This is a genomic window from Phenylobacterium deserti, assembly GCF_003254705.1.
GTDB lineage: Bacteria > Pseudomonadota > Alphaproteobacteria > Caulobacterales > Caulobacteraceae > Phenylobacterium > Phenylobacterium deserti.
On sequence record NZ_QFYR01000005.1, the window covers coordinates 282687 to 305132 of the forward strand.

General features: G+C 67.5%; 31 protein-coding genes. 1 reads left to right on the forward strand and 30 read right to left on the reverse strand.

Going from position 1 to position 22446, the window contains the following annotated elements; all coding sequences use genetic code 11:
• Positions 1–18 precede the first annotated feature (18 nt).
• Both rpsK and rpsM read right to left on the reverse strand, forming a co-directional pair.
• Positions 19–408: a 30S ribosomal protein S11 gene (gene rpsK / locus DJ018_RS18060; protein WP_111516366.1), complete on the reverse strand. Its 390-nt coding sequence runs from the start codon at positions 406–408 to the stop codon at positions 19–21.
• A 15-nt stretch (positions 409–423) separates the two neighbouring features.
• Positions 424–792: a 30S ribosomal protein S13 gene (gene rpsM, locus DJ018_RS18065; protein ID WP_111516367.1), complete on the reverse strand. Its 369-nt coding sequence runs from the start codon at positions 790–792 to the stop codon at positions 424–426.
• A 347-nt stretch (positions 793–1139) separates the two neighbouring features.
• Here rpsM and DJ018_RS18070 point away from each other — a divergent pair, with 347 nt between their 5' ends.
• Positions 1140–2165 (forward strand): adenosine deaminase, encoded by a 1026-nt coding sequence (locus DJ018_RS18070; protein ID WP_111516368.1) that lies wholly within the window; start codon positions 1140–1142, stop codon positions 2163–2165.
• On the opposite strand, the gene DJ018_RS18075 is transcribed toward DJ018_RS18070, so the two are convergent.
• The 28 genes from DJ018_RS18075 to DJ018_RS18210 all read right to left on the reverse strand — a co-directional run.
• The gene (locus tag DJ018_RS18075; RefSeq protein WP_111516369.1) at positions 2135–4816 is read right to left on the reverse strand and encodes a bifunctional acetate--CoA ligase family protein/GNAT family N-acetyltransferase; all 2682 of its coding nucleotides are present in this window, start codon (positions 4814–4816) and stop codon (positions 2135–2137) included. The two genes, DJ018_RS18070 and DJ018_RS18075, sit on opposite strands and share 31 nt — an antisense overlap.
• A gap of 77 nt (positions 4817–4893) precedes the next feature.
• Positions 4894–7992: an efflux RND transporter permease subunit gene (locus DJ018_RS18080; RefSeq protein WP_111516370.1), complete on the reverse strand. Its 3099-nt coding sequence runs from the start codon at positions 7990–7992 to the stop codon at positions 4894–4896.
• Positions 7989–9143, reverse strand: a complete 1155-nt coding sequence (locus DJ018_RS18085; RefSeq protein WP_240609606.1) for an efflux RND transporter periplasmic adaptor subunit — start codon at positions 9141–9143, stop codon at positions 7989–7991. Before DJ018_RS18085 ends, DJ018_RS18080 begins: the two co-directional genes overlap by 4 nt.
• A 130-nt stretch (positions 9144–9273) precedes the next feature.
• The gene (locus DJ018_RS18090; RefSeq protein ID WP_111516371.1) at positions 9274–9846 is read right to left on the reverse strand and encodes an adenylate kinase; all 573 of its coding nucleotides are present in this window, start codon (positions 9844–9846) and stop codon (positions 9274–9276) included.
• 53 nt (positions 9847–9899) lie between these two features.
• On the reverse strand, positions 9900–11252 hold the full coding sequence (gene secY / locus DJ018_RS18095; protein ID WP_111516372.1) for a preprotein translocase subunit SecY: 1353 nt from the start codon (positions 11250–11252) through the stop codon (positions 9900–9902).
• Positions 11253–11347: 95 nt separating this feature from the next.
• The gene (gene rplO, locus DJ018_RS18100; RefSeq protein ID WP_111516373.1) at positions 11348–11830 is read right to left on the reverse strand and encodes a 50S ribosomal protein L15; all 483 of its coding nucleotides are present in this window, start codon (positions 11828–11830) and stop codon (positions 11348–11350) included.
• A 136-nt stretch (positions 11831–11966) separates the two neighbouring features.
• On the reverse strand, positions 11967–12143 hold the full coding sequence (gene rpmD, locus DJ018_RS18105) for a 50S ribosomal protein L30 (protein ID WP_111516374.1): 177 nt from the start codon (positions 12141–12143) through the stop codon (positions 11967–11969).
• 5 nt (positions 12144–12148) lie between these two features.
• Positions 12149–12739, reverse strand: a complete 591-nt coding sequence (gene rpsE, locus DJ018_RS18110; RefSeq protein ID WP_111516375.1) for a 30S ribosomal protein S5 — start codon at positions 12737–12739, stop codon at positions 12149–12151.
• A 9-nt stretch (positions 12740–12748) separates the two neighbouring features.
• Entirely contained in the window at positions 12749–13108 is a 360-nt protein-coding gene (rplR, locus tag DJ018_RS18115) for a 50S ribosomal protein L18 (protein WP_111516376.1), read from the reverse strand.
• 3 nt (positions 13109–13111) lie between these two features.
• The gene (gene rplF, locus DJ018_RS18120) at positions 13112–13645 is read right to left on the reverse strand and encodes a 50S ribosomal protein L6 (protein WP_111516377.1); all 534 of its coding nucleotides are present in this window, start codon (positions 13643–13645) and stop codon (positions 13112–13114) included.
• A 1-nt stretch (position 13646) separates the two neighbouring features.
• Positions 13647–14042 (reverse strand): 30S ribosomal protein S8, encoded by a 396-nt coding sequence (rpsH, locus tag DJ018_RS18125; RefSeq protein WP_111516378.1) that lies wholly within the window; start codon positions 14040–14042, stop codon positions 13647–13649.
• Between the two features lie 9 nt (positions 14043–14051).
• Positions 14052–14357 (reverse strand): 30S ribosomal protein S14, encoded by a 306-nt coding sequence (gene rpsN / locus DJ018_RS18130; RefSeq protein WP_111516379.1) that lies wholly within the window; start codon positions 14355–14357, stop codon positions 14052–14054.
• 21 nt (positions 14358–14378) lie between these two features.
• Positions 14379–14939, reverse strand: coding sequence for a 50S ribosomal protein L5 (rplE, locus tag DJ018_RS18135; protein ID WP_111516380.1), 561 nt, complete (start codon positions 14937–14939; stop codon positions 14379–14381).
• On the reverse strand, positions 14932–15246 hold the full coding sequence (gene rplX / locus DJ018_RS18140; RefSeq protein ID WP_111516381.1) for a 50S ribosomal protein L24: 315 nt from the start codon (positions 15244–15246) through the stop codon (positions 14932–14934). The genes rplE and rplX overlap by 8 nt, the downstream gene beginning before the upstream one ends.
• A complete protein-coding gene (gene rplN / locus DJ018_RS18145; protein WP_111516382.1) occupies positions 15246–15614 on the reverse strand; it encodes a 50S ribosomal protein L14 in 369 nt (122 codons plus the stop codon). The genes rplX and rplN overlap by 1 nt, the downstream gene beginning before the upstream one ends.
• 12 nt (positions 15615–15626) lie before the next feature.
• The gene (gene rpsQ, locus DJ018_RS18150; protein ID WP_111516383.1) at positions 15627–15878 is read right to left on the reverse strand and encodes a 30S ribosomal protein S17; all 252 of its coding nucleotides are present in this window, start codon (positions 15876–15878) and stop codon (positions 15627–15629) included.
• A 13-nt stretch (positions 15879–15891) separates the two neighbouring features.
• A complete protein-coding gene (gene rpmC, locus DJ018_RS18155) occupies positions 15892–16086 on the reverse strand; it encodes a 50S ribosomal protein L29 (RefSeq protein ID WP_111516384.1) in 195 nt (64 codons plus the stop codon).
• On the reverse strand, positions 16086–16517 hold the full coding sequence (rplP, locus tag DJ018_RS18160) for a 50S ribosomal protein L16 (protein ID WP_111516385.1): 432 nt from the start codon (positions 16515–16517) through the stop codon (positions 16086–16088). Before rplP ends, rpmC begins: the two co-directional genes overlap by 1 nt.
• Positions 16518–16528: 11 nt before the next feature.
• Positions 16529–17290, reverse strand: coding sequence for a 30S ribosomal protein S3 (gene rpsC / locus DJ018_RS18165; RefSeq protein WP_111516386.1), 762 nt, complete (start codon positions 17288–17290; stop codon positions 16529–16531).
• Positions 17290–17670, reverse strand: a complete 381-nt coding sequence (gene rplV / locus DJ018_RS18170) for a 50S ribosomal protein L22 (protein ID WP_111516387.1) — start codon at positions 17668–17670, stop codon at positions 17290–17292. Before rplV ends, rpsC begins: the two co-directional genes overlap by 1 nt.
• 2 nt (positions 17671–17672) lie before the next feature.
• Positions 17673–17951: a 30S ribosomal protein S19 gene (gene rpsS, locus DJ018_RS18175; RefSeq protein WP_068876691.1), complete on the reverse strand. Its 279-nt coding sequence runs from the start codon at positions 17949–17951 to the stop codon at positions 17673–17675.
• A 3-nt stretch (positions 17952–17954) separates the two neighbouring features.
• The gene (rplB, locus tag DJ018_RS18180) at positions 17955–18791 is read right to left on the reverse strand and encodes a 50S ribosomal protein L2 (protein WP_111516388.1); all 837 of its coding nucleotides are present in this window, start codon (positions 18789–18791) and stop codon (positions 17955–17957) included.
• Between the two features lie 4 nt (positions 18792–18795).
• Entirely contained in the window at positions 18796–19098 is a 303-nt protein-coding gene (locus DJ018_RS18185) for a 50S ribosomal protein L23 (RefSeq protein ID WP_111516389.1), read from the reverse strand.
• Positions 19098–19736, reverse strand: a complete 639-nt coding sequence (gene rplD, locus DJ018_RS18190; RefSeq protein WP_111516390.1) for a 50S ribosomal protein L4 — start codon at positions 19734–19736, stop codon at positions 19098–19100. The genes DJ018_RS18185 and rplD overlap by 1 nt, the downstream gene beginning before the upstream one ends.
• Entirely contained in the window at positions 19736–20503 is a 768-nt protein-coding gene (rplC, locus tag DJ018_RS18195) for a 50S ribosomal protein L3 (RefSeq protein WP_111516391.1), read from the reverse strand. The genes rplD and rplC overlap by 1 nt, the downstream gene beginning before the upstream one ends.
• A 13-nt stretch (positions 20504–20516) precedes the next feature.
• The gene (gene rpsJ / locus DJ018_RS18200) at positions 20517–20822 is read right to left on the reverse strand and encodes a 30S ribosomal protein S10 (RefSeq protein ID WP_068876686.1); all 306 of its coding nucleotides are present in this window, start codon (positions 20820–20822) and stop codon (positions 20517–20519) included.
• A 472-nt stretch (positions 20823–21294) separates the two neighbouring features.
• On the reverse strand, positions 21295–22125 hold the full coding sequence (locus DJ018_RS18205; RefSeq protein WP_111516392.1) for a GIN domain-containing protein: 831 nt from the start codon (positions 22123–22125) through the stop codon (positions 21295–21297).
• Between the two features lie 172 nt (positions 22126–22297).
• A partial coding sequence (locus DJ018_RS18210) for an EF-Tu C-terminal domain-related protein (protein ID WP_476742288.1) occupies positions 22298–22446 on the reverse strand: 149 nt, incomplete at its 5' end.

Here is a 22446-nt window from a genome sequence, read left to right on the forward strand (position 1 = left end):
ATTGCAGTGCGATGTTACTCAGACCCGACGGCGCTTCGGCGGACGGCAGCCGTTGTGCGGGATCGGGGTCACATCGCGGATGGTGGTGATCGTCATGCCGACGGCCTGCAGAGCGCGCAGCGCCGACTCACGGCCCGAACCCGGACCCGAGACGTTCACTTCCAGCGTCTTGACGCCATGTTCGGCGGCCTTGCGGCCCGCGTCTTCGGCGGCCATCTGGGCGGCGTACGGAGTCGACTTCCGCGAGCCCTTGAAGCCCATCATGCCGGCGCTCGACCAGGAGATCGTGTTCCCCTGCGCGTCGGTGATGGTCACCATGGTGTTGTTGAAGGAGGCGTTCACGTGCGCGACGCCGGAGGTGATGTTCTTGCGCTCGCGGCGTTTGACGCGCGCCGGTTCCTTGGCCATCGGAGCTAGACTCTCTTACTTCTTCTTGCCGGCGATCGGCTTGGCCGGGCCCTTGCGGGTCCGGGCGTTGGTGTGGGTGCGCTGGCCGCGGACCGGCAGGCCCTTCCGGTGACGCAGGCCGCGGTAGCAGGCCAGGTCCATCAGACGCTTGATGTTGACGGCCGTCTCGCGACGCAGGTCGCCTTCGACGGTGTAGTCGCGATCGATGGTTTCGCGGATTTGCAGCACTTCCGCATCGGTCAGCTGATTGACGCGGCGAGCATCCTCGATGCCAACCTTGCTGACGATCTCGCGGGCCTTCGCCTCGCCGATGCCATGGATGTACTGCAGCGCGATCACGACGCGCTTGTTCGTGGGAATATTGACGCCAGCGATACGGGCCACGTGGGAATCTCTCTCCTGGTCACGCAAGAGAAGCGCGAAGGCGCCCCGGCTCCAAGACCCACAGGTCCAGCCGGCGCGTCCGTCGCGCTCTTTCGCGGAAGCGCCTCGTTATATGGATCGCGGCCCTTCCGTCAATCGGAAACGGGACAAATGTGAACAGATCTACCTTCACGCAAGGCCACACCCCGCGCGCCGTCCGTTCTCACGAGACGCAAAGTTCGCCCCGAGATGGTTAAGGAAAGCATGACGGGCCGTTTAGATGCAAATCCAACGCGGTAGCGCCCCGTTCGGGCGAAAAGGTCGCAGTTTGCTTGACGCGCAGGCGCCCGCGGCGGGAGTCTGCGGCCATGACCGACATGTCCGATTTCATCCGCGGCCTGCCCAAGGCCGAGCTTCACCTGCACATCGAGGGCAGCCTGGAGCCGGAGCAGATGTTCGAGTTCGCCCGGCGCAACCGAGTCGCCCTGCCCTTTGATTCCGTGGAAGCCGTCCGCGCCGCCTACGCCTTCTCGAACCTGCAGGACTTCCTGGACATCTACTATCAGGGGGCCAACGTCCTGCTGACGGAAGAGGACTTCCGCGACCTGGCGCTCGCCTACTTCCGGCGGGTCGCCGCCGACGGCGCGCGGCACGTGGAGCTGTTCTTCGATCCGCAGACCCACACCGACCGGGGCGTGCCGTTCGCCGTGGTCGCCGACGGGCTGCTGGCCGGCATGGCGCAGGCCAAGCGGGAACTGGGCGTCACCTCCAAGCTGATCCTGTGCTTCCTGCGTCACCTGGATGAAGGGGCCGCGTTCGCCACGCTCAAGGATGCGGAGCCCTACCTGGACCGGATCGCCGGCGTCGGACTCGACTCCTCGGAAGTCGGCCATCCGCCCCGCAAGTTCGAGCGAGTGTTCGCCGCCGCCCGCGAGCGCGGGCTGAAGCTGGTGGCGCACGCCGGCGAGGAAGGCCCGCCCGAGTACGTCTGGGAAGCGCTGGACCTGCTGCAGGTCGACCGGCTGGACCACGGCAACCGCTCTCTGGAGGACGAGGCGCTGTCGCGCAGGCTGGCGGAGGAAGGCATGACCCTGACGGTCTGCCCGTTGTCGAACCTGAAGCTGTGCGTGGTGGACGACCTGAAGACCCACCCCCTGAAGCGCATGTTGCAGCTGGGCCTGAAGGCGACGGTGAACTCCGACGATCCGGCCTACTTCGGCGGCTATCTGGGCCAGAACTGGACGGCCATCGCCGAAGCGGTGGACCTGTCGCGGGACGAGCTGGTCACCCTGGCCAAGAACAGCTTCACCGGATCGTTCCTGTCGCCCGCCGAGGTGCAGCAGCGACTGGCGGAAATCGACGCCTATGTGGCGGGCGCGACCGCGGCGGGCTGAGCCTGCAGGTCCTTGACCACCCGGACGCTGAACTCGTCTGACGGATGACGCTGAAAGCCCAAGTGGTCGGCGAGATCGAGCATGCGGGCGTTCTCGCGGTGGACCTCGCCCCAGACCTGGCGCAGGCCGCGAGCACGGGCGTAGTCGAGCACCGACTGCAGCAGCATGCCGCCAAGCCCCCTCGCCTGCCGGTCGCTGCGGACCATGGCAGCGTACTCGGCGGTCTCGCCTTCCGGATCGATGATGATGCGCGCGACGCCGAGGATCTCGCCGGAGGGGTCTTCGGCCACCAGGGCCATCTGCCGATCGTAGTCGATCTGGGTCAGCCGCGCGGCGAGCTCGGGCGAAAGGGTGCGCATGCCGCCCAGGAACCGCAGGCGGACATCTTCGGGCGTGCTGCGCGAGACCATGTCCACCAAGGCGGGCGCGTCCTGAGGTCGGATCGGACGCACGCGCAGGGGATCGCCGGCCACGTCGACGGTGCGCACCAAGCTGTCGGGATAGGGCAGGATCGCCGGACGGATCACCCCCTCCCCTGGCTGGTGGATGCGGATGCGGGCGTCCAGCGCCAGGACGCCGGTCTCGTCGGCCAGCAGCGGGTTGATGTCGAGTTCGGCCACCTCCGGCAGGTCGGCGGCGAGCTGGCCTAAGCCGATCAGCACGCGCACGATGGCCTGGAGGTCGGCCGGCGGGCGGTCGCGGAACCCGGCCAGCAGGTGGGCGACGCGGGTCTGCTCGATCATCTCCATGGCGATCAGGTCGTCGAGCGGCGGCAGGCTGACGGCGCGGTCCTTGAGCGCTTCGGTGGCGACGCCGCCCTGGCCAAACAGCACCACGGGCCCGAAGGTGGCGTCCTGGGTGATGCCGCAGATCAGCTCCTGGGCGCGCGGGCGCACAATCATCGGCTCCAGAACGAAGCCTTCGAGCCGCGCGTCGGGACGCACCTGCGCCACCCGCTCCAGCATGTCGGCGGCGGCCTGGGCGACGGCGTCCGGCCCTGAAATATCGAGGGCCACCCCACCCACATCGCTCTTGTGGCTGATGTCGCGCGACAGGATCTTGAGCGCGAGCGGGCCCGGCATGTCCCGCGCCGCTTCGGCGGCGGCCTGCGGGCTTTCCACCGAGCGGCTGACGACGACCGGAACGCCATAGGCTTCCAGCACGGCGCGGGCCTCCGGATCGGTGAGGCTGGCCCGGCCGTCGAGCAGGGCTTCGCGGACGATGGCGCGGGCCGCGGCCTTGTCCGGGATCTCGGCGGCGGGCGACGGGGTGCGCAGCATCAGGGTCTGGTTGCGGCGATAGCGGACCAGATGGGTGAAGGCGCGAACCGCCTCGTCCGGCGTCTCGTGCGTGGGCAGCCCGGCGCCTGCGAACAGGCGGCGGCCTTCGCTGACCTGGGCGTCGCCTAGCCAGCAGGTGAGCACGGGCTTGCGCCGCCCCGGCATGGCGGCGGCCGAGATCACCGCCTTGGCGGCGCTGGTGCTGTCGGTCACGGCGGTCGGACAGTTCATCACCAGGACGGCGTCGGCGTTCGGATCGGCCAGCAGCGTCTGGAGGGCGGCCTGGTAGGCGGCGGCGGGCGCATCGCCCAGGATGTCGGCGGGATTGCGGTGCGACCAGTTGGGGGAGACGGCGCGGCTGACCGCCTCGATCGTCGCCGGCTCCAGCTCCGCCAGCTGGCCGCCCCGATCATCCAGGGCGTCCACGGCCAGCACGCCGGCCCCGCCGCCGTTGGTCAGGATCGCCAGGCGGTCGCCGGAAACGGTGAGCCCGGTGGACAGGGTGGCGGCGGCGTCGAACAGCTCGCGCAGGCCGCCGACGCGCAGCATGCCGGCGCGGCGGAAGGCGGCGTCATAGACGGCGTCGGCGCCGGCCAGGGCGCCGGTGTGGGAGAAGGCGGCCTTGGCGCCCGCGTTGCTGCGGCCGGCCTTGATCACCACCACGGGCTTGCTGCGGGCGGCGATCCGGCCGGCGCTCATGAACTTGCGCGCGTCGGTGATGCTCTCGACGTAGAGCAGGATGGCGCGGGTCTCAGGATCCAGGGCCAGGTAGTCCAGCAGGTCGCCCACATCGACGTCGGCGGCGTCGCCGATGCTGATCATCTGGGAGAAGCCGACGTTGCGCGGCTGGGCCCAGTCCAGGGCGGCGGCGGCGATGGCGCCCGATTGAGTGACCAGGGCCAGGCCGCCGGGTTTCGGCGTCAGGTGCGCGAAGCTGGCGTTGATGCCCAGCCGCGGCGAGATGAAACCCAGGCAGTTGGGTCCGACGATCCGCAGCAGGTGGGGCTTGGCCGCATCCAGCAGGGCCTGCCGCAGGGAGGGATCGGACGCGCCGGGGGAAAAGCCGGTGCTGATCACCACGGCGGCGCGACAGCCGCGGGCGCCCAGTTCAGCGATGACGCCCGGCACGGTCGCGGCCGGGGTCGCCACCACGGCGAGGTCCGGGGTCTGCGGCAGGTCGGCGATGCGGCGGTAGGCGAGCGCCGAGCGCACCGCCTTGGCATGGGGGTTCACCGGCATGACCGGCCCCTCGAACCCGCTTTCCAGCAGGTTGCGGGCGACCACCTGGCCGACGGATCCGGGCTGGTTGCTGGCGCCGATCAGGGCGATGGCGCGGGGCCGGAACAGGGCTTCGAGGTTGCGCGTGGTCATGGCGGCCTCCTACCCCGAAGGCCTGAAGCCGCCCTTGACCGGCGTCAAGGGCGGCTGGGGCTTTGCGGCTCGGCCGCCTACTCGGCGGCGCGGGCGGGGATGTGGCCCCCGCCGTGAGCGGCCTCGGCCGGATGGTGACGGTGTCCCATCCAGCGATGGAGGCGCTTCATGCCGAAGTTCTTCAGCTGATCCATGAAGGTGAAGATCACCGGGACATAGAGCAGCGACAGCAGGGTGGAGGTGATCAGGCCGCCGATCACCGCGATGGCCATGGGCGCGCGGAACTCGGTGTCGGCCCCGAAGCCCACGGCCACCGGCGCCATGCCGGCCGCCATGGCCACGGTGGTCATGACGATCGGCCGGGCCCGCTTGCGCGCCGCGTCCATCAGGGCGTCCCGGCGGGGCATGCCCTGGCTCATCGCCATGATCGCGTATTCCACCAGCAGGATGGAGTTCTTGGCCGCGATGCCCATCAGCATGAGGATGCCGATCAGCGTCGAGATCGAGAAGCTGCTGCCGGCCAGCACCAGCAGGGCGAAGGCCCCGACGATGGCCAGCGGCAGGGCCGCCATGATGGTCACCGGCTGGGCGAAGCCGCGGAATAGCAGCACCAGCACCATGTACATCAGCAGCAAGCCGGTGATGAACGCCAAGGCGAAGCCCGACAGCATCTCCTGGATGAACTCGGCATCGCCGGCGGGCACTTCGCGAACGCCGGCCGGCAGGTTGCGGACCGACGGCAGAGCGTGGACGCGCTTGGCCGCCTCGCCCACCGCGATGCCGTTCAGTTCGGCCGTGATGGTGGCGACGCGCGAGCGGTCCTGACGCTCGATGTGCGAGGGACCGGCGGCGAAGCGGATGTCGGCCACCGAGCTGAGCGGCACCGAGCCCCCGTTGGCGGTGGGCAGCTTCAGGTCCTGGAGCACGGCCAGTTCGCCCCGGCCCTGCTCCGTCAGGCGCAGGCGGATGGGGATCTGGCGGTCGCCGAGGTTGTACTTGGGCAGGTTCTGGTCGACGTCGCCGATGGTGGCCACGCGCACCGCCTGGGAGATGGCGGCCACGGACACGCCGGCCAGGGCCGCCTGTTCCGGACGCGGGGTGACCACGATCTCGGGGCGGGCGATGGAGGCGGTGTTCACCACGTGGGCGAGGCCCGGGACGTTGCGCATCTCCGCTTCCACCCGACGGGCGGCGGCTTCGAGCTGGGGTCCGTTGTCGCTGAGCAGGCGCAGGGTGTAGCTGCCGCCGTCGCTGGGGCCGCCGCCGTTGCCGGAGCCGGCGCCGATCCGTGCGCCGGGGATCTCGGCGAACTTGTCGACCATCATCCGGCTGAATTCCTGCTGGCCCATGCGCTCGCCCTTGGGGACGAGGTCGGCGTTGACCGTGCCGCGGTTCACGCCGTTGGAGCCGATGGAAACATAGACGCCGGTGACTTCCGGACGGGCCAGCAGCTCGCGGGTGACGCGCTGGGCGATGGCGTCGGTCTCGTCCAGGGTCGCGCCGGGCTGCAGCTCGATGGAGAACGGCGCGCGGCCGCGGTCGGCGGGCGGCTGGAACTCGAACGGCAGCTTGGGCACCAGCAGGAACGAGCTGCCCAGCAGCACGATGCCCGCGACGAACACCACCCAGCGATGGTTCAGCGACCAGTCGAGGGCGCGCAGGTAGGCGGGCATCCAGCCGGGCTCACGATCCTCGTGGCCATGGGCCTTGAGCATGTAGGCGCCCATCAGGGGCGTGAGCAGGCGGGCGACGACCAGCGAGAACAGCACCGACACGCAGGCCGCCAGGGCGAAGGCCTTGAAGAACTGGCCGACCACGCCGGGCATGAAGCCCGTGGGCGCGAACACCGCCACGATGGTCAGGGTGGTGGCGACGACCGCCAGGCCGATTTCGTCGGCCGCTTCCATGGCCGCGGCATAGGGCGCCTTGCCCGAGCGCATGTGCCGGACGATGTTCTCGATCTCGACGATGGCGTCGTCCACCAGGATGCCGACGGTGAGCGACAGGGCCAGCAGGGTGACGCCGTTCAGCGACTGGCCCATCGGGCCTAGCACCGCAAAGGTCGGGATCAGCGACAGCGGCATGGCGACGGCGGCGATGAACGTCGCGCGCCAGTCCCGCAGGAAGACGAACACCACCAGCACGGCCAGGCCCGCGCCGATCAGCAGGGCCTCCATCGAGGCGATGTAGCTTTCCTCGATGTACTTCACGTTGGAGGTGAGCTCTTCGATGGTGAGCTCGGGGTGCTCGGCGTCGAGCTTCTCGACGGCCTTGCGGACCTTTTCGGCGGTCTGCACCTCGCTGGCGCCGCGCGACCGGACCATGTTGAAGGTGACCACTTCCTGGCCGTCATAGCGGGCGCGGGTGCGCGGCTCAGCCCAGCTGTCCTTGACCTGGCCGAGCTCGGCCAGGCGGACAGAGCGGCCGCCGCCCAGGGGAACCCGGGTCTCGCGCAGCTGCTCCACCGAGCTTGCGGCGCCCAGGGTGCGGATGGTGCGCTCGGAGCCTGCCACGGTGACGCGGCCCCCGGGCAGGTCGGCGTTGGTGCCGGTCAGCGCCTGGCTGACCTGGGCGGCGGTGACGCCGAGGGCCGACAGACGATCGGGGTCGAGCTCCACGGCGATCTCGCGGTCGACGCCGCCGATGCGGTTGACCTCGCCCACCCCGCGGATGCCCAGCAGGGTCTTGGAAACGTCGTTGTCCACGAACCAGGAGCGCTGCTCCGGCGTCATAGACGGCGCCTTGACCATGTAGGTGATCAGGGGGTCGCCCGAGATGTCGATCCGCGTGACGCTGGGCTCCTGCATGTCCTGCGGGAGGGCGGCCCGCAGCTGGGCCATCGCGTTGCGGACGTCGTTGGTGACCTTTTCGTGGTCCACGCCCAGCTCGAACTCGATCAGGGTCGAGGAGTAGCCGTCGCCCACGTCCGAGTTGATGTGGCGGATCTGACCAAGGCCGGCCACCGCGTCCTCGATCAGGCGGGTGACCTGGGTCTCGAGCTCGCTGGGCGCGGCGCCCGGGCGGGCGGCCGAGACCACCACCAGCGGCAGGTCGACATCCGGGTTGTTGTTGATCCGCATGCTCTTGAACGCGACCAGGCCGGCCAGCGTCAGGAGCAGGAAAAGCAGGATGATGGGGATCGGGTTGCGGATCGCCCAGGAGGAGATGTTCCTCATTGCGAGGCCCCGTTGGAGGTGCGCACCAGGCCCGCCGGCGCGGCGGCCTGGCCGACCCGCACGAGATCGCCGTCGCCCAGGAAGCCTGCGCCGTCCACGGCCACACGCTCGCCGGCGGTAAGTCCGGTCAGGGCGGTCTGCGAGCCGGTGCGGGTCAACACCGCCACCTGGCGGAAGCGGACGCGGTTGGCGGGGTCGACGACGTACACGCCCGGGCGGTTCTCGCGGTAGAGCACCGCGGCGGTGGGCACCACGATCGAGGGCTGGGCGCCGGCCTGGATCTGGGCGCGGGCGAACATGCCGGGCTTCAGGTCGCCGGGCTGGGTCAAGGCGATGCGGGCGGTGCCGAGGCGGCTCTGGGCGTCGACCTGGGGCGTGACGATGCGCACGCGGCCCGTCGCCTGCCCCACCTGCTCGGAGCTGACGGCGGCGGGCATGCCGGCGCGCACCAGGGCAAGCTCGGTCTCAGGGATCTGGGCGTCCAGCTCCAGCCGGCCGTCGCGGACCATGCGGAAGAGCTCGGAACCTGCGCCGACGATCTGGCCCTTGGTGACGCTGCGCGATGAAATCGTGCCGTTCACCGGCGCGCGGACGTTGGTCTGGGCCAGGCGCGCGGCGGTCTCGCCGCGGGAGGCTTCAGCCGACGCGAGCTGGGCGACAGCGGTCTGCTGGCGGGCCACGGCGGTTTCCAGCGAAGCGGCCGACAGATAGCCGGAGCGGTTCAGTTCGCGCGCGCGGTTAAGCGCGGCGGAGGCTTCCGAAAGGGTGGCCCGGGCGCTGGCGACGGCGGCGTCCTGCTGGCGCAGCTGGGCGCTCAGCACGGAGTCGTTCAGCTTCACGAGGACTTGCCCCTGACGGACGTAGTCGCCTTCGTCCACCAGCACGGCGGTGGCCGTCAGGCCGCCGGTTTCGGCGCCCACCGGCACCTCTTCCCAAGCCGAGACGGTGCCCGAAGCGTTGATGACGCGGGGCAGCGCTTCGACCTTGGCCGGCACGACGCTGACGGTTTGGGTGGCGCGCTCCTTCGGGGCCTCGGCCTTGGCATCAGGCTTCTTGCCGCAAGCGGTCAACGCGATCGCGCTCGCCCCGATCAGAGCGTAGGCCGACGCGCGGGACCAGACCCCAGCATGCCCCTGAAAACGATAGTCCAAGTCCAGTTCCCCCGACGGTGTTACCCGAGGCAGGTTCTACAGCGACTTGAGAGGAAGCCGAATTAATTCGGGTCCAGATTTCACGCAAAGCGCGCACTGTGGCGCCGGTAACAACCGGCGCAGGCGCAGGTCAGGCGGTGACGCCGTCCAGGGCCCCGTCGATGGCGGCGGCCACGGTGTCGATGGAGCCCATGCCGTCCACCTCGACCAGCTTGCCCTGCCCTTCGTAGTACGGAAGCAGCGGCTTGGTCTGGGCGTTGTAGGCGCCCAGGCGGACCTTGAAGCTATCGGGGTTGTCGTCCGGGCGTCCGCTTTCGGCGAAACGGCCGGCGATGCGCTGCATCAGCGCCTCGTCGTCCACCTTGAGGCGAACCACGAGATCGATCTTCTTGCCGCGCTGGGCGAGCATTTCGTCGAGCGCCTGGGCCTGGGCGAGCGTGCGGGGGAAGCCGTCGAAGATCGCCCCGCCCGCCGCTTCGGTTTCCGGCAGGCGCTGCTCGATCAGCTCGATCACGATCTCGTCGGAGACCAGCTCGCCACGCTTGATGATGCCGTCGACCTTCTGGCCGAGCTCGGAGCCCGACGCGATGGCGGCACGCAGCATGTCGCCCGTGGAGAGCTGGACCATGCGGCGGCTTTCCACCAGCCGCTTGGCCTGCGTGCCCTTGCCGGCCGCCGGCGGCCCGAACAGGATCAGATTCATTTCCGATAGCCTCCCTGCCGGCCCTTCTGCGGAGCCGGAATCACGGCCGCAGTTTAGCGGCCGCGCATCCCGCGCAACTTAGACTTCTTGATGAGGCCTTCGTACTGGTGGGCCAACAGGTGCGACTGGATCTGGGTCACCGTGTCCATGGTGACGCTGACCACGATGAGCACCGAGGTGCCGCCCAGGTAGAACTGCTGGACGCCGGACAGGCTGATGATGGCCTCAGGCAGCAGGCAGACCACGGTGATGTAGGCGGCGCCGATCACCGTCAGGCGGGTCAGCACGTAGTCCAGGTACTCGGCCGTGCGCTTGCCCGGCCGGATGCCCGGCAGGAAGCCGCCGTACTTGCGCAGGTTCTCCGCCGTCTCGTCCGGATTGAAGACGATGGACGTGTAGAAGAAGCAGAAGAAGACGATCAGCAGGCCGTAGAAGACCATGAACAGCGGCTGGCCGTGCTGCAGCTGACCCACCATGCCGGGCAGCCACTGCGCCCAGGAGGGCAGATTGGCGGTGGCCAGGAAGCCCATGACCGTGGCCGGCAGCAGCAGCAGCGACGAGGCGAAGATCGGCGGGATGACGCCCGCGGTGTTGATCTTCAGCGGCAGGAACGAGGTGTCGCCGCCGAACATGCGGTTGCCGACCTGGCGCTTGGGGTACTGGACCAGCAGACGCCGCTGCGAGCGTTCGAAGAACACGATGGCGACCGTCACCGCCACCAGCAGCACCGCGATCATCAGCAGCACACCGCCGCTGATGGTGCCGGTGCGAGCCAGCGAGAAGGCCTGGAACAGCGCCGTCGGGAACACCGCCACGATGCCGGCGAAGATGATCAGGGACACGCCGTTGCCGATGCCGCGGCTGGTGATCTGCTCGCCCAGCCACATCAGGAACATCGTGCCGCCGGTCAGGATGACGACGGTGGAGATGACGAAGAACGGACCCGGATTGTCGACGATCCCCTGCCCGGCCTGCAGGCCGATGGCGATGGAGGCCGACTGGAAGATCGCCAGGATGACGGTCAGGTAGCGGGTGTACTGGTTGAGCGTCTTGCGCCCCGCCTCGCCGCCTTCCTTCCGCAGCTTCTCCCACGGCGGATAAACCGTGCCGAGCAGCTGAACGATGATCGAGGCCGAGATGTACGGCATCACGTTCAGCGAGAAGATCGCCATCCGCTGCACGGCGCCGCCCGAGAACATGTTGAACATGCCCAGGATGCCGCCAGCCTGGCCTTGGAAGGCCTGGGCGAAGGCGTTGATGTCGATGCCGGGGATGGGGATGTAGCACCCGAGGCGATAGACGATCATCGCCATGAGGGTGAACCAGATGCGCTTATGAAGCTCGGTCGCCTTCTGGAAGGACCCGAAGTTCATGTTAGCGGCGAGTTGCTCGGCGGCCGAAGCCATTCACCAAATCCCCTGACTCGAAGTCCTGCTCACATAGGACGGTCCGGCCCCGCGAGCAAACGCGAGGCCGGTATAAAACGCTGTCCCGAAAGGGCTTAGGCTTCCGCCGAAGCTTCCTTCTTGGTGGTGGTGAGCGAGCCGCCGGCCGCTTCCACGGCGGCGCGGGCCGAAGCCGTGGCCGAGTAGACGGTCAGGTTGATCTTGGACTGCAGCTTGCCCTTACCGAGCAGCTTCACGCCGTCCAGCGAGCGGCGGATCACGCCGGCCTTGATCAGGGCTTCCGCGTCGATGGCCGAACCCGCGTCCAGCTTGCCGGCGGCGATCGCCTGCTCGATGCGCCACAGGTTTACTTCCGCGAACTCGAGACGGAACGGGTTGTTGAAGCCGCGCTTCGGCATACGCATGTGCAGCGGCATCTGGCCGCCTTCGAAGCCGCCGACGGCGACGCCCGAACGCGCCTTCTGGCCCTTCACACCGCGACCGGCGGTCTTGCCCTTGCCCGAGCCCGGGCCGCGGCCGACGCGCATGCGGTTCTTGGTGGAGCCCTCGCGCGGGGCGAGATCGTTGAGCTTGGTCATATGACGCCTCTCCTTGGAGATCTGTCGCCGGAGCGGGTGCTCCGACTCGGCTGATGAAAACTTGGCGCTAGAAACGCCGAGGGGCGACGCTTGCGCGCCGCCCTTCTACGTCGTGCCTATGGCACAAACGAAGTGGTTATTCCACCACCTCGACCATGTGGGCGACCTTGGCGATCATCCCACGGACGGAGGGGGTGTCTTCCAGAGTGGACGTGCGGCCCAGCCGGTTCAGCCCAAGGCCGATCAGGGTGGCGCGCTGGTCCTTCTTCCGGCGGATCGGGCTGCCGGTCTGACGAACGGTGATCGTAGCCATCGAACTTAACCTTCGGAGTCGGCGGCGGCCGAGCTGGTCGCCGAGGCGCCGTCGGCGCGGCGGCCGATGACTTCAGAGACCTTCTTGCCACGCTTGGCGGCGACCTGACGCGGCGAAGACTGGGCCTTCAGCGCTTCAAAGGTGGCGCGCACCATGTTGTAGGGGTTCGAGGAGCCGACGGACTTGCCGACGACGTCCTGGACACCCAGGGTTTCGAGAACCGCGCGCATCGGACCGCCGGCGATGACGCCGGTGCCGGGAGGCGCCGCGCGGACCATCACCTTGCCAGCGCCCCAACGGCCATCGCCGTCGTGGTGCAGGGTGCGGCTCTCGCGGAGCGGCACGCGGATCATCGACTTCTTGGCTTCTTCGGTCGCCTTGCGGATGGCTTCCGGCACTTCACGCGCCTTGCCATGACCGAAGCCCACGCGGCCCTTTTGGTCGCCAACGACCATCAGAGCGGCGAAGGAGAACCGGCGGCCGCCCTTCACGGTGGCGGCGACGCGGTTGATGTGGACCAGCTTTTCGACGATTTCGCTGTCGCGTTCTTCTTCGCGATTGCGACGGTCGCCGCGCTCTTCGTTCCTGCGAGCCATCGGAGTTCCTTAGAAGTTCAGGCCGGCTTCGCGCGCGGCGTCAGCCAGCGCCTTCACCCGACCGTGATAGAGATAGCCGCCGCGATCGAAGACCACGTCCGTCACGCCCTTTTCGAGCGCGCGCTGAGCGACCAGAGCGCCAACGCGAGCAGCGGCGTCCTTGTCGGAGCCCTTCTGCTTGCTTTCGCCGCCTTCCAGCGACGAGGCGGCGGCCAGGGTCACGCCGCGCTCATCATCGATGATCTGGGCGTAGATGTTCTTCGACGAACGGAAGACCGACAGACGCGGCCGACCGTTGGCGAACTTGCGAAGGCGCGTGCGGTTACGCTGCGCGCGGCGCTGAGACGAATCGCGAGGAGAGAGCGCCATGGCTTACTTCTTCTTGCCTTCCTTGCGGCGGACGGACTCGCCAGCGTAGCGCACACCCTTGCCCTTGTAGGGCTCCGGCGGACGGATCCGACGGATGCGGGCGGCGGTTTCGCCAACCAGTTGCTTGTCGATGCCGGAGATGCGGATTTCCGTCTGCTTGGGCGTGGCGAAGGTGATGCCAGCCGGCGGCGGAATGTCGACGTCGTGCGAGAAACCGAGCTGCATGGAGAGCGCCTGGCCCTTCATCGCCGCCCGGTAACCCACGCCCACCAGCTCGAGCGCCTGCTCGTAGCCAGCGGTGACGCCGGTCACCATGTTGTTCACCAGGGTGCGCGAAAGACCCCACATCGCCTGGGCGCGGGTGGTCTCGACGCGCTTGGAAAGGACCAGTTCCTGGCCTTCCTGGCGCACTTCGATCTCGTCGGCCACAGTCCAGGCGAGTTGGCCCTTGGGCCCCTTCACCGTGACGCTCTGACCTTCGATCGTGATCGTGACCCCGTTGGGGATCGCGACCGCCTTCTTACCGATACGGGACATCTTAGTAGACCCGGCAGAGGACTTCGCCGCCCACGTTCGCGTCACGCGCGGCCGTGTCGGACATGACGCCCTTGGGCGTCGACAGGATCGAGATCCCGAGACCGTTCTTCACGGGCTTCAGGTCCTTGATCGACGAATAGACGCGACGGCCCGGCTTGGAGACCCGGCTGATCTCGACGATCACGGGCTGGCCATCGAAGTACTTGAGCTCGATTTCGAACTCGGGGAAGGCGCCCGGCTTTTCCACCAGGTGGTAGCCGCGGATGTAGCCTTCCTCGAGAAGGACGTCGAGCACCCGCGCGCGCATCTTCGACGCAGGCGTGGTGACCTTCTGACGGCTGCGCTGGGCAGCGTTCTTGATACGGGCGATCAGATCGCCGATGGGGTCATTGACCATTGGACCCTCCTACCAGCTCGACTTGACGAGGCCGGGGATCTGCCCGAGCGACCCAAGGTCACGCAGGGAGACGCGGCTCATCTTCAGCTTGCGGTAATAAGCGCGCGGACGCCCAGTGACCTCGCAGCGGTTGCGGATGCGGACCTTGGACGAATTACGCGGCAGCTCCGCGAGCTTCAGCCGGGCTTCGAAACGGTCTTCGAGCGGCAGGCTCTCGTCGTTGGCGATCGCCTTCAGCGCATCGCGCTTGGTGGCGTATTGCTTGACGAGCTGCTTGACGCGCTCATTGCGGTTGACGGCGCTCTTCTTGGCCATGTGCTTCTTCCTTCCCGCCGCTTACGCTTGAACGAACGGGAACTGGAATTCCTTGAGAAGCGCGCGCGCTTCGTCGTCGGTCTTCGCAGTCGTGGCGACGATGATGTCCATGCCCCACATCTGATCGATCTGGTCGTAATTGATCTCCGGGAACACGATGTGTTCCTTCAGACCCATGGCGTAGTTGCCACGACCGTCGAAAGAGGTGGGCTTCAGGCCCCGGAAATCCTTCACACGCGGCAGCGCGATCGTGATCAGCCGGTCCAGGAATTCGTACATGCGGTCATGGCGCAGGGTGACCTTGGCGCCGATCGTCATGCCTTCGCGCAGCTTGAAGCCGGCGATGGAGGTGCGGGCCTTGGTGGCCACCGGCTTCTGACCGGCGATCTTGGCCAGGTCCGCGATGGCCGCCTGGACCTTCTTGGAGTCGCCGACCGCTTCGCCGATCCCCATGTTCAGGACGATCTTGTCCAGCTTGGGGATCTGCATCTCGTTGGTGTAGCCGAACTGTTCCCGCATGGCCGCGCGGATGCGCGAGCGGTATTCGGTCTTCAGCCGCGGTTCGTAAGCTTGATCAGCCATTGATCACCTCGCCGGTCGTCTTGGCGAAACGGACCTTCTTGTCGCCTTCCATGCGGAAGCCAACGCGGGTCGGCTTGCCCTGGGAGTCGACGACGGCCACGTTCGACACGTGAAGCGGCGCTTCCTTGTTCTTGATCCCGCCTTGCGGGTCGGTCTGCGTCGGACGGGTGTGGCGCTGAACCATGTTCAGGCCTTCCACCAGCACGCGCTGTTCCTTCGGAAACACCTGGAGGACGGAGCCCTGACGGCCCTTGTCCTTGCCAGTGAGGACCACGACGCGGTCCCCCTTCTTGATCTTCGCCGCCATTACAGCACCTCAGGGGCGAGGGAGATGATCTTCATGTGGTTCTTGGCGCGCAGTTCGCGGGGAACCGGGCCAAAGATCCGCGTGCCGATCGGCTCGCTCTGCTTGTTCACGATCACGGCGGCGTTCTTGTCGAAACGGATCACCGAACCGTCCTTGCGCTTGATCGCCTGGCTGGTGCGAACGACGATGGCTTGCAGCACATCACCCTTCTTCACGCGGCCGCGCGGGATGGCCTCCTTGACGGAGACGACGATCTTGTCGCCGACGCTGGCGTAACGACGCTTCGCGCCGCCCAGCACCTTGATGCACATGACCCGGCGCGCGCCCGAGTTGTCGGCCACATCCAGGTTAGTCTGCATCTGGATCATTGCTTTGATCCCTTACGCTTGCTGGTCCGCACCGCCCTTAGGCAGCACTTCCCAGGTTTTGGTTTTCGACTTCGGCGCGCATTCGATGATGCGAGCCACTTCGCCGGCCTTGTAGGCATTCGCCTCGTCGTGAGCGTGGTACTTCTTCGACCGACGGACGGTCTTCTTCAGCACCGGGTGCAGGAAGGTCCGCTCGACCTTCACCACGACCGTCTTGTCGCCCTTGTCGGAGACGACGACGCCTTCGAGAATTCGCTTCGGCATTGTCTGGCTCTCCTCAGGCCTGAGCCTGCTTGGCGCGCAGGACGGTCTGGATGCGCGCGATATCCTTGCGCACCTCGCCCACGCGGTGGGTCTTCTCCACCTGGCCGGTCGCCTTCGCGAAGCGAAGGTTGAACTGCTCCTTCTTGAGAGACAGGAGCTGTTCGGCCAGCTGATCAGGGGTCATCCCCCGGATTTCTTCAATCTTCATCACGCGGACTCCGCGACAGCGGCGTCGATCCGGGTGACGATGCGGGTCTTCACCGGAAGCTTGGCCGCGCCGAGGCGCAGGGCTTCACGGGCCACATCGTCGGGAACGCCGTCGATTTCGAACATGATGCGGCCAGGGGCGACGCGGGCGGCCCAGTACTCGACCGAGCCCTTGCCGCTGCCCATCCGCACTTCGGCCGGCTTGCCGGTGACCGGCACGTCCGGGAAGATGCGGATCCACACCCGGCCTTGACGCTTCATCTGGCGGGTGATCGCCCGACGAGCGGCTTCGATTTGGCGCGCCGTGATGCGTTCCGGCTCGACCGACTTCAGGCCGTAGGAGCCGAAGTTCAGGGTCGTGCCGCCCTTCGAGGTGCCGGAGATCCGACCCTTGAACTGCTTACGGTACTTGGTTCTCTTCGGAGACAGCATGCTCGAATTCCTTAGGCGTTCGCCTGCTCGCCGCGGCGATCACGACGCGGGCCGCGATCCGGACGATCGCCGCGCTCGCGACGGTCACCCTCGCCGGCCGGGCCGCTTTCGGTGGACAGACGCTTGTCGAGAGCCATCGGGTCGTGCTCGAGCACTTCGCCCTTGAAGACCCACACCTTCACGCCGATGACGCCGTAGGTCGTCTTGGCTTCGGTGAAGCCATAGTCGATGTCGGCGCGCAGGGTGTGCAGCGGCACGCGGCCTTCGCGGTACCATTCCATCCGGGCGATTTCAGCGCCGCCCAGACGGCCGGACACGTTGATCCGAACGCCCTTGGCGCCCAGACGCATGGCCGACTGCATGGAGCGCTTCATGGCGCGGCGGAAGGCGACCCGGCGCTCGAGCTGCTGGGCGATGTTCTCGGCCACCAGCTGGGCGTCGGTTTCCGGCTTGCGGATTTCGACGATGTTCAGGTGAACTTCGCCGCCGGTCATGGCCGCGATGTCCTTGCGCAGCTTGTCGATGTCCGCGCCCTTCTTGCCGATGATCACGCCGGGGCGCGCGGCATAGATGGTGATGCGGCACTTCTTGTGCGGGCGCTCGATCACGATGCGCGACACCGAAGCCTGGTACAGGCGCTTCTTCAGCGCGCGACGGATCTTCAGGTCCTGGTGAAGGAGCTTGCCGTATTCCTGGCCGTCGGCGAACCAGCGGCTGTCCCAGGTACGGTTGATGCCGAGGCGCAGCCCGACCGGATTGACTTTCTGACCCATCAGACGGCCTCACCTTGCTCGCGGACCACGATGGTGATCTCGGAGAACGGCTTCTCGATGCGCGAAGCGCGGCCCCGCGCACGGGCGGCGAAGCGCTTCATCACCAGGTTCTTGCCCACGTAGGCCTCGGCGACGACCAGGGAGTCGATGTCGAGGTTGTGGTTGTTCTCGGCGTTGGAGATCGCCGAGTAGAGCGCCTTGCGCACGTCGATGGCGATGCGCTTGGGGCTGAACTCCAGCTCGTTCAGGGCCCGCTGGACCTTGAGGCCGCGGATCGACTGAGCGACCAGGTTCAGCTTGCGCGGGCTGGTGCGCAGGGTGCGGACCTTGGCCATCGCTTCGGCCGTCGTCAGACGACGCTCTTTGGCTTGCTTGGCCATGGTTACTTCCTCTTGGCCTTCTTGTCGGCCGCGTGACCGGGGAAGAAGCGGGTCGGAGCGAACTCGCCCAGCTTCATGCCGACCATGTCCTCGGAGACGAGAACGGGCACGTGCTTCTGGCCGTTGTGCACGCCGAACGTGAGACCCACGAACTGCGGCATGATGGTGGAGCGGCGCGACCAGGTCTTGATCACATCCTTGCGGCCGGAGGCCTGCAGGGCCTCGGCCTTCTTGAGCAGGTATCCGTCGACGAACGGACCTTTCCAGACAGAGCGGGTCATGCCTTAGCGAGCCTTCCTGGCGTGACGCGAGCGGATGATGAACTTGTCCGTCGCCTTGTTGGTGCGGGTCTTGCTGCCCTTGGTGGGCTTGCCCCACGGGGTGACCGGGTGACGGCCGCCCGAGGTCTTGCCTTCACCGCCGCCGTGCGGGTGATCGACCGGGTTCATGGCGACGCCGCGGACGTGGGGCCGGCGGCCCTTGTGCCGGACGCGGCCGGCCTTGCCCATGACTTCGTTCATGTGGTCCGGGTTGGACACGGCGCCAACCGTGGCCATGCAGGAGTCCGGCACCATCCGCAGTTCGCCCGAGTTCAGGCGGATCTGGGCGTAGCCGGCGTCACGACCCACCAGCTGGGCGTAGGTGCCAGCCGAACGCGCGACCTGGCCGCCCTTGAGGGGCTTCAGCTCGACGTTGTGGATGATCGTGCCGATCGGCATGCCGCGCAGCGGCATGGCGTTGCCCGGCTTCACGTCGGCCTTTTCGGAGGCGACGACCTGGTCGCCGGCCTTCAGGCGTTGCGGAGCCAGGATATAGGCCAGCTCGCCGTCCTCATAGCGCACCAGCGCGATGAAGGCCGAACGGTTCGGATCGTATTCCAGGCGCTCGACGGTCGCGGGGACGTCGAACTTGCGGCGCTTGAAATCGATGGTCCGGTACAGGCGCTTGGCGCCGCCGCCACGGAAGCGAACGGCGATGCGCCCGCCGCCGCCACGACCGCCGGACTTGTTCAGACCCTCGACGAGGGACTTTTCCGGCCGGCCCTTGTGGAGGTCGGACTTGTCGACCAGGACCAGCTGACGCCGGCCCGGCGAAGTCGGATTGTATTGCTTCAAGGCCATCGGATCAGAGCCCCGTGGTGATGTCGATCGACTGGCCGTCGGCCAGGGTCACGATCGCTTTCTTGACGTCGGAACGGCGCCCGATGATGCCGCGGAAGCGCTTGGTCTTGCCCTTGGTCACGACAGTGTTGACCTTGGTCACATTGACCTTGAACAGCGCTTCGACAGCGGCGGCGATTTCGTCCTTGGACGCATCGGCCGCAACGCGGAAGACGACCTTGTTCTGCTCGCTGAGCAGGGTGGCCTTTTCCGTGATCACCGGAGCCAGGATGGTGTCGTAATGACGGGCGGTGGGCTGCTCAGCCATCACGCGGCCTCCTTGGCTTGGAACCGCGCCTGGATGGCGTCGACCGCGTCCCGGGTGAGGACGAGGGTCTGACGGCGCAGCACGTCATAGACGTTGAGGCCCGCGTTCGGCAGCACGTCCACGTTCGGGATGTTGCGAGCGGCGAGCTTCAGGTTGTTGTCGACCTCGGCGCCGGCGATCACCAGGGCGTTGGTCACGCCGATGTTGGCCAGGCTGGCGCGCAGGGCGGCCGTCTTGGCGTCGCCCACGGCGGCGCTGTCGAGAACGATCAGCGCACCGGTGCGGGCCTTGGACGACAGGGCGTGGCGCAGGGCCAGGGCGCGGATCTTCTTCGGCAGATCGAACGCATGACTGCGAACGACCGGACCGTGCGCCTTGGCGCCGCCGACGAACTGAGCCGCACGGCGCGAACCGTGACGGGCGCCGCCGGTGCCCTTCTGCTTGTACATCTTCTTGCCCGTACGAGAGACCTCGTTGCGGACTTGGATCTTGTGCGTCCCGGCGCGGCGCTTGGCCAGCTGCCAGGTGACGACGCGCTGGAGGATGTCGCCGCGGATCTCTTCGATGCCGAAGATCTCATCGGCCAGCTCGATCGAGCCGCCCTTCCCGCCGTCGAGCTTGATGACGTCGAGTTTCATTAGGCTTGGTCCCCAGATTCCGGCGCTTGCGTCTCGGCTTCCACGGCGGCCGGCTCTTCAGCCGGAGCAGCCTGGGCCTCGGCGGCCGAACCGGCGGTGCGGAAGGCGCCCGGCTTCGGGGCTTCGGCCGGCAGAGCCACCTTCACGGCGTCGCGGATCTTCACGAACGTGCCTTCGGTGCCCGGGACAGCGCCCTTGACCAGGATGAGGCCGCGCTCGACGTCGACGCGCCAAACGGTGAGGTTGAGGGTGGTGACGGTTTCCTGGCCGAGGTGGCCAGCCATCTTCTTGCCCGGGAACGTACGGCCCGGATCCTGACGGTTGCCCGTCGAACCGTGCGAACGGTGCGACACGGACACGCCGTGGGTGGCCCGCAGACCGCCGAAGTTCCAGCGCTTCATGGCGCCGGCGAAGCCCTTACCGACGGTCACGCCGGTGATGTCGATCTTCTGGCCGGGCAGGAAGTGATCGGCGGTCAGCTCGGCGCCGACGTCGATCAGGTTGTCTTCGGAGACGCGGAACTCGGCGAGAGTCCGCTTCGGCTCGACCTGACCCTTCGCGAAATGGCCGCGCAGAGCCTTGGTCGTGTTCTTGGCCTTCTTGGCGCCGGCGCCAAGTTGAAGGGCGACGTAGCCGTCCTTGTCCTTGGTGCGTTGGGCCACGACCTGGCAGCCTTCGAGGCTGAGCACGGTCACGGGCACGTGGGCGCCGGCTTCGTCGAAGAAGCGAGCCATACCCAGCTTTTTGGCGATCACGCCGGTACGCATCGGCTTGGTCCCCTTAGAGCTTGATCTCGACGTCCACGCCGGCGGACAGGTCGAGCTTCATCAGCGCGTCCACGGTCTGCGGGGTGGGGTCGACGATATCGAGCACGCGCTTGTGCGTGCGGATTTCGAACTGCTCGCGCGACTTCTTGTCGATGTGCGGCGAACGGTTGACGGTGAATTTCTCGATGCGCGTCGGCAGCGGGATGGGGCCGCGCACAGCAGCGCCCGTCCGCTTCGCCGTATTCACGATCTCGCGGGTGGAATGGTCCAGCACGCGGTGATCGAAGGCTTTCAGCCTGATGCGAATGTTCTGAGCCATATCGCTCTTTTGTTTCCCTACAGACGGCGGGCCGCCCGCGTGATCTCGACCATTTCAAAGACCAACCCGAACCCTCAGATGAGAGCCCGTACGCGTAAGTCCGCACAAACGACACAGGCCCGCGCGACACCGCGAGGGCCCCTCCCGAAACGCTAGCTTTTCAGCACTGCCTCAGGTCGTTCTGCGGACCGCGTCTGCGTTCCGAATTGCTTCGGTCCGCACAGCCGGTCCAACAGGAGGCGGGTAGATACTTCTTCGGGGCGCTTCGGTCAAGCGGTGTAAACGACCCCGGAAAAGGTTCCTGGCGGGATCAAACACCGCCCCTCCCCGCCCGTCCGGCAAAGCCAAGTCCCTGATCCGGCTGGGAAAGATCCAGACCCGGCCTAGGTGCAGGTCGGACCACCGCGGGAGCCTGAAGGCGCCGGGAGCGCTGCGGCAAGCGACCGCTCCCGGCGATTCCGTGGAATCGGCCTTAGCCGATCGTAACGCCGCCCGAGCCGATCACCTGCTTGGACACCGGGCCGCGCACTTCGCGGGCGCGGACGTCGCCCGAGCCGGCCACGCGCGCCTTCAGACTGTCGGCCACGCCGCGGAAATCCACGTCGCCGGAGCCTGCGATGGACACCTTCATCTCGTTGGCCCTGCCCCCGCCGATCCGCACATCACCGCTGCCGGCGATGCGCACGTCGAGCTCGCCATTGACGGAGCCCACGGCCACGTCGCCCGAACCGGCCACGTCCACCTGCAGGGGACCGCGGACGACGGCCGCGGCCACATCGCCGCTGCCGGCCACGCGGACGTGCGCCCGGCCCGAGGAGCCGGCGCGGGTGTCGCCCGAACCGGCTTGGCTGAGCTTCAGCTCGCCCTGAACGTCGGCCACCAGCCAGTCGCCACAGCCGGCGTTGGCGAGATCCACGCTCGCTGCGCGCCCGACAGAGCCGAACACCGCGCCGCCGGCCGACACCTTCACGTTACGCGGCGTGCGGATCACCACTTCGGGCATGTCGCGCCAGGCCACCGGCCCGATTCCGGCCACTTCGACCCGGCTGTTGGCGCCCTCGCCGCCACAGTTGCGAATCCGATTCATGCGCAGGTCGCCGTCGACGATGGTGCGGCCGCCCATGCTGCGGACCTGCAACGGCAGGCGCGGGTTGCCCCGGATCACTTCGACCTTCACGTCGCCGCGGTCCTCCGGAACCACAGTGACCCGCGCCACCGCATCCTTGATTTCCACGGACTGCGCGTGCGCGGCGCCCGCGCACAGGACCGCCGCGGCAGCCAGACCAACCACTGGAAGACGCATCGGTCTTCTCCCTCATGACCCAAACCCAGGCTGAAGGTTAGCCGGACGGCCGCACCGCGCCGACTTAATTCGAGGTCATGACTTGGCCGTCATGAGGCCGCCGATCGCCCAAAGAAAAAGGCCGCCGGGGTGATCCCCGGCGGCCTTCCTTGGGCTCGTCTCGAGTGTGTGACTACTCGATGATCTTGGCCACGACGCCGGCGCCGACGGTCCGGCCGCCTTCGCGAATGGCGAAGCGCAGGCCTTGGTCCATGGCGATCGGGGTGATCAGCTCGACGTCCAGCTCGGCGTTGTCGCCCGGCATGATCATTTCCACGCCTT

Coding starts and splice junctions, on each gene's coding strand:
- rpsK (WP_111516366.1), bottom strand. CDS start 408: ATGGCCAAGGAACCGGCGCGCGTCAAACGCCGCGAGCGCAAGAACATC.
- DJ018_RS18070 (WP_111516368.1), top strand. CDS start 1,140: ATGACCGACATGTCCGATTTCATCCGCGGCCTGCCCAAGGCCGAGCTT.
- DJ018_RS18075 (WP_111516369.1), bottom strand. CDS start 4,816: ATGACCACGCGCAACCTCGAAGCCCTGTTCCGGCCCCGCGCCATCGCC.
- DJ018_RS18080 (WP_111516370.1), bottom strand. CDS start 7,992: ATGAGGAACATCTCCTCCTGGGCGATCCGCAACCCGATCCCCATCATC.
- DJ018_RS18090 (WP_111516371.1), bottom strand. CDS start 9,846: ATGAATCTGATCCTGTTCGGGCCGCCGGCGGCCGGCAAGGGCACGCAG.
- secY (WP_111516372.1), bottom strand. CDS start 11,252: ATGGCTTCGGCCGCCGAGCAACTCGCCGCTAACATGAACTTCGGGTCC.
- rplO (WP_111516373.1), bottom strand. CDS start 11,830: ATGACCAAGCTCAACGATCTCGCCCCGCGCGAGGGCTCCACCAAGAAC.
- rpmD (WP_111516374.1), bottom strand. CDS start 12,143: ATGGCTACGATCACCGTTCGTCAGACCGGCAGCCCGATCCGCCGGAAG.
- rpsE (WP_111516375.1), bottom strand. CDS start 12,739: ATGGCTCGCAGGAACGAAGAGCGCGGCGACCGTCGCAATCGCGAAGAA.
- rplR (WP_111516376.1), bottom strand. CDS start 13,108: ATGGCGCTCTCTCCTCGCGATTCGTCTCAGCGCCGCGCGCAGCGTAAC.
- rplF (WP_111516377.1), bottom strand. CDS start 13,645: ATGTCCCGTATCGGTAAGAAGGCGGTCGCGATCCCCAACGGGGTCACG.
- rpsH (WP_111516378.1), bottom strand. CDS start 14,042: ATGGTCAATGACCCCATCGGCGATCTGATCGCCCGTATCAAGAACGCT.
- rpsN (WP_111516379.1), bottom strand. CDS start 14,357: ATGGCCAAGAAGAGCGCCGTCAACCGCAATGAGCGCGTCAAGCAGCTC.
- rplE (WP_111516380.1), bottom strand. CDS start 14,939: ATGGCTGATCAAGCTTACGAACCGCGGCTGAAGACCGAATACCGCTCG.
- rplX (WP_111516381.1), bottom strand. CDS start 15,246: ATGGCGGCGAAGATCAAGAAGGGGGACCGCGTCGTGGTCCTCACTGGC.
- rplN (WP_111516382.1), bottom strand. CDS start 15,614: ATGATCCAGATGCAGACTAACCTGGATGTGGCCGACAACTCGGGCGCG.
- rpsQ (WP_111516383.1), bottom strand. CDS start 15,878: ATGCCGAAGCGAATTCTCGAAGGCGTCGTCGTCTCCGACAAGGGCGAC.
- rpmC (WP_111516384.1), bottom strand. CDS start 16,086: ATGAAGATTGAAGAAATCCGGGGGATGACCCCTGATCAGCTGGCCGAA.
- rplP (WP_111516385.1), bottom strand. CDS start 16,517: ATGCTGTCTCCGAAGAGAACCAAGTACCGTAAGCAGTTCAAGGGTCGG.
- rpsC (WP_111516386.1), bottom strand. CDS start 17,290: ATGGGTCAGAAAGTCAATCCGGTCGGGCTGCGCCTCGGCATCAACCGT.
- rplV (WP_111516387.1), bottom strand. CDS start 17,670: ATGGCCAAGCAAGCCAAAGAGCGTCGTCTGACGACGGCCGAAGCGATG.
- rpsS (WP_068876691.1), bottom strand. CDS start 17,951: ATGACCCGCTCTGTCTGGAAAGGTCCGTTCGTCGACGGATACCTGCTC.
- rplB (WP_111516388.1), bottom strand. CDS start 18,791: ATGGCCTTGAAGCAATACAATCCGACTTCGCCGGGCCGGCGTCAGCTG.
- DJ018_RS18185 (WP_111516389.1), bottom strand. CDS start 19,098: ATGGCTGAGCAGCCCACCGCCCGTCATTACGACACCATCCTGGCTCCG.
- rplD (WP_111516390.1), bottom strand. CDS start 19,736: ATGAAACTCGACGTCATCAAGCTCGACGGCGGGAAGGGCGGCTCGATC.
- rplC (WP_111516391.1), bottom strand. CDS start 20,503: ATGCGTACCGGCGTGATCGCCAAAAAGCTGGGTATGGCTCGCTTCTTC.
- rpsJ (WP_068876686.1), bottom strand. CDS start 20,822: ATGGCTCAGAACATTCGCATCAGGCTGAAAGCCTTCGATCACCGCGTG.
- DJ018_RS18205 (WP_111516392.1), bottom strand. CDS start 22,125: ATGCGTCTTCCAGTGGTTGGTCTGGCTGCCGCGGCGGTCCTGTGCGCG.